At 44.2% G+C, this 4649-nt stretch carries 4 protein-coding genes and 1 pseudogene; 1 reads left to right on the top strand and 4 read right to left on the bottom strand.

All coding sequences use genetic code 11. The features are described 5' to 3' along the window. From rpoD to rpsU, 4 genes are all read right to left on the bottom strand, one after another. Window positions 1-1440 (bottom strand): RNA polymerase sigma factor RpoD (gene rpoD / locus ACP45E_RS04810; protein WP_069584759.1); only part of this gene is annotated, 1440 nt, incomplete at its 3' end. A 98-nt stretch (window positions 1441-1538) separates the two neighbouring features. Then, window positions 1539-3290, bottom strand: coding sequence for a DNA primase (dnaG, locus tag ACP45E_RS04805; protein WP_017035157.1), 1752 nt, complete (start codon window positions 3288-3290; stop codon window positions 1539-1541). Between the two features lie 85 nt (window positions 3291-3375). Then, the gene (locus tag ACP45E_RS04800) at window positions 3376-3819 is read right to left on the bottom strand and encodes a GatB/YqeY domain-containing protein (protein WP_017035158.1); all 444 of its coding nucleotides are present in this window, start codon (window positions 3817-3819) and stop codon (window positions 3376-3378) included. A gap of 27 nt (window positions 3820-3846) precedes the next feature. Next, entirely contained in the window at window positions 3847-4062 is a 216-nt protein-coding gene (gene rpsU, locus ACP45E_RS04795) for a 30S ribosomal protein S21 (RefSeq protein WP_004396009.1), read from the bottom strand. Between the two features lie 257 nt (window positions 4063-4319). Here rpsU and ACP45E_RS04790 point away from each other — a divergent pair. Further along, window positions 4320-4649 (top strand): annotated as a pseudogene (locus ACP45E_RS04790) (tRNA (adenosine(37)-N6)-threonylcarbamoyltransferase complex transferase subunit TsaD); the annotation flags it as partial.

The raw sequence follows: 4649 nt of genomic DNA, 5'->3' as shown, positions 1-4649 counted from the left end.
ACGGCCCATCTCTTGTAGCATTTGACGAGAGATACGGTTCAGTTTGTTGATCGTTTCGATCATGTGAACCGGAATACGGATAGTACGAGCCTGGTCAGCAATTGAACGAGTGATTGCCTGACGAATCCACCAAGTTGCGTAAGTTGAGAATTTATAACCACGACGGTATTCAAACTTATCAACAGCTTTCATCAAACCAATGTTACCCTCTTGGATAAGATCCAGGAATTGAAGACCACGGTTTGTATACTTCTTAGCTATCGAGATTACCAGACGTAAGTTCGCTTCAACCATCTCTTTCTTAGCTCGGCGAGCTTTCGCTTCACCTATCGACATACGTCGGCTAATGTCTTTGATGCTTTGAACCGTTAGGTTTGTTTCTTTTTCGATGATCGACAGTTTTAGAATCGAACGACGAATCTCTTCTTCGCTACGTTTTACTTTTTCGGCATATGGCTTATCAGAAGCGAGTGCCTCGTCTAGCCATGCATCAGAAGATTCATTACCAGTGAAGAGGGCAACAAATGATTTCTTCGGCATTTTACCGTATTCAACGGTTTGACGAATGATCAAACGTTCTTGAGTACGAACGCGATCCATAGAGGTGCGCAGTTCATTAACTAAGTAATCAAATTGTTTAGGCGTTAAGCGGAATTCGGCAAAAACTTCTTGAAGAAGCTCTGTTGCTTTCGATGCTTTACTGCTATCAGCGCCATGTTCGTTGATCGCGAGTTGAAGATTCTGATAGGTATTGCGTAGTGAGGTGAACTTTTCTAAAGCAAGTTCAGGGTCAATTCCTGTATCTTCCTCTTCTTCTTCCTCAGCGTCTTCTTCGTCTTCTTTTTTCTCGCCATCTTCATCAGCAAGGTCAGTATTGGTGAGTTCAGAACCGATATGAGTTGCTGTTGGCGCTGCTGTTCCATCGTCGTTCGGGTCAACAAAACCATTAATAAGGTCTGTTAAGCGAAGTTCTTCAGCTAAAACACGATCAAATTGCTCTAGGACGTAAGGAATGGTGCCTGGGTATTCAGCAACTGCGCTTTGAACTTGGTTAATACCATCTTCAATGCGTTTCGCGATATCAATTTCACCTTCACGAGTCAGAAGTTCAACGGTACCCATTTCACGCATGTACATGCGGACAGGATCGGTTGTACGACCAATTTCGCTTTCCACGCTTGATAGCGCAGCAGCAGCAGCTTCGGCAGCATCTTCATCTGTGACAGTGTTGTCTTCATTCAATGCAAGGTCATCAGCATCAGGAGCAGTTTCTACTACCTTAATGCCCATATCGTTGATCATTTGAATGATATCTTCTACCTGTTCAGAATCTACAATTTCTGCTGGCAGGTGGTCATTTACTTCGGCGTACGTCAGATAGCCTTGCTCCTTGCCTTTGATGACAAGTAGTTTTAGCTGTGACTGCGGATTTTGATCCATAGACGGTATCCAACTTCGTATCTAGTGACGGATTTGGTATGCGAAATGCAAACCACGAGTAATAACAAATTGTTCCATTGCTAACCAAGGCAATAGGGTTACGCTTTTAAATCTAGCATTAGCGCTAGTAGCTCCCTTTTTTCGTCGGCTGATAAACCGATACTTCTTGCTTTGGCTTGTAGGTTTTCAATTTGTTTTTCAACACACTGGGCTAAAATTTTGTCCAGTGAGTCTAAAAATATGTCTTCTTGATTGTCTTCATTTGCCGGGATCTCCCAGCTGGCGAGACGAGACAGAAGTGCCTCATTTTTACTGTTGCGCCATTGTTCTAACAATTGGCCCGTGTTGATATGGGGATGCGCTCGACAGTATTCAAGGACTTCTACCAATAAAGTTAACCCAGGTAGTGATATTTCTCTCACTGAGGAGAGATCGGGTACCATATCAGCATAGCTCGGATTTTGAATAAGCAAAGCGATAACTTCTCGCATTGGCGTGCGCTTGATCTCTTTATGCGGTTGAGGTCGCGTTTCTTTTGTGTTTGCTTGTCGACGCTTTCCTTGGCCCATAAAGCCAGTCAGTTTATCCAGTTTTTCATCCAACTCTTTTTGTAAGCTGGCATCCGGGATTTTATCTATCAAATTGTTAGCAAGCGTGCGTAATGTTGACTTACCTTCACTGGTGCCTAGGTTAATATTTTGAGTGTTCACCAAATTATCAATTAAATAGTCAGACAGGGGGCTCGCCTGTTGAATCTCTTTTTCGAAAGCTTCTTTGCCATGTTTACGAATAAAGCTATCAGGATCTTCACCATCGGGCAAGAATAGGAACTTAAGTGTATGCCCACTTTTGAGATAACTCAGCGCATTTTCTAGAGCCCGCCAAGCGGCTTCACGCCCAGCTCGGTCACCATCATAGCAACAAACAACAGTATTGGTTTGTCGGAACAACACCTGTAAGTGATCGCCAGTGGTCGATGTTCCTAGCGAAGCGACAGAGTAATCTACTCCATATTGTGCGAGGGCAACGACATCCATATAGCCTTCCACCACTAAGATTTGTGGTGGCTCTCGATAGGCTTGCATGACTTCATAGAGCCCATAAAGCTCTTTGCCTTTATGGAATATAGGGGTTTCAGGTGAGTTGAGATACTTTGGCGTACCATCGCCTAAAACTCGGCCACCAAATCCGATGACTCGTCCACGACGATCATGAATCGGGAACATGACTCGACCACGAAAGCGATCGTACCTATTGCCCTTGTCGTTTTCAATTAACATGCCGCCAGTGACGAGCATATCTTCAGCGTTACGTTGTTGACCAAAATTCTTGCGGACAGAATCCCACTCATCGGCGACATAACCGATCCCAAACTTTTGAACAATCTCACCGGATAAGCCGCGTTCTTTTAGGTAATCAATGGCGACTTTACTGTTCGCGCTTTTTAATTGACTACGATAGAACTGCGAAATACTGCCCATCAAATCATAAAGATTACGTTTTTGTTCGGTGTTGGCGGTCGGCTGATTGCTGACATTCCCACTCCTTTGCTCTCTAGGTACGTCTAAACCTAAAAAAGAGGCAAGTTCATCAATGGCTTCAACGAACTCTAAGCGTTCGTATTCCATCATGAAGTCGATAGCGTTGCCATGAGCACCACAGCCAAAGCAGTGATAAAACTGTTTTTCCTGGCTTACGCTAAAAGAGGGGGTTTTTTCATTGTGGAATGGACAGCAAGCACCGTAGTTCTTACCTTTTTTCTTAAGTTTCACGCGTGCATCGACAATGTCGACAATATCAAGTCGAGCAAGGAGGTCATCGATAAAACTTCTAGGGATGTGTCCTGCCATAAAACCTAAGAAAAAAAGATTATATTAGATACAAACAAGCCGTGCGTCCAAAGGATAGCACGGCTTGCTGCAATATGATTTGGGTTTAAGCGAGTTTAGCGCGAACTAAACCACTGACTTTACCCATTTCTGCACGCCCTTGAATCTGAGGTTTTAACACGCCCATCACCTTGCCCATGTCTTGCATGCCCGCAGCACCAGATTCTTCTATTGCACTAACAATTAATGCAACAACTTCATCTTCAGTAAGCGGTTGAGGCATGAAGGCCTCTAACACTGTGATTTCAGCTTTCTCAGTATCAGCCAAATCTTGACGATTAGCCGATTCAAATTGAGCGACAGAATCGCGACGTTGTTTAACCATTTTTACCAGAATTGCAATAATGTCATCGTCGGTCAGAGTGATCCGCTCGTCGACTTCACGTTGCTTAATTGCTGAAAGGGCTAAACGAATAGTGCCAAGGCGCGATTTGTCCTTGGCTTTCATCGCTAATTTCTGCTCTTCTTTGAGTTGGTCAATAAGAGCCATAACTGGATTCCTTATGGGATTCAGTTATTAGTACAGGCGAACGCGACGAGCGTTTTCGCGAGCTAGCTTCTTAGCGTGACGCTTTTGAGCTGCTGCTTTAGCGCGTTTGCGAACTGTAGTAGGTTTTTCGTAATGCTCACGACGACGCACTTCAGAAAGAATACCTGCTTTTTCACAAGAGCGCTTGAAACGACGTAGTGCAACGTCGAACGGTTCGTTTTCACGTACTTTAACTATTGGCATATGCCTTTCACCTCAGGGGTTATTCATTATCGCTGGTCATTCATCGCCAAATCAGAGAAGTTACCCATCGAGCTAACTCTCATTTACGTTTGGTCGCTAACCAGCTTGATCAAAAATGGTGCGGAATTTTAATCCGATCACCTTAGCTTTGTAAAGCGTTTTATCGATTATTGTCTGTACAAAATTTGTTTGCAAAGCCAAGGCAGGGTAAGATTGCCGCAAATTCCCTCCATAGATAAAAGCATACAGAGAAAAATATGCGCATTATTGGTATTGAAACCTCGTGTGATGAAACGGGGATTGCGATTTATGATGATGAAAAAGGGCTCTTAGCTCACAAGCTTTATAGCCAAGTAAAACTGCACGCTGATTACGGTGGTGTGGTACCAGAGCTGGCATCTCGCGATCACGTCAAAAAAACCATTCCATTAATTAAGGCCGCATTAAAAGAAGCGAACTTAACATCAAAAGACATTGATGGAGTCGCATACACTGCTGGACCCGGGCTTGTGGGTGCATTACTCGTTGGCGCGACCATTGGGCGAAGTATCGCGTACGCTTGGGGCGTGCCAGCGGTTGCCGTTCAC

Source organism: Vibrio genomosp. F10 str. 9ZD137, from assembly GCF_049974785.1.
Lineage (GTDB): Bacteria > Pseudomonadota > Gammaproteobacteria > Enterobacterales > Vibrionaceae > Vibrio.
The sequence above is the reverse complement of the archived record's forward strand: the minus strand, read 5'-3'. Positions and strand labels throughout refer to the sequence as shown.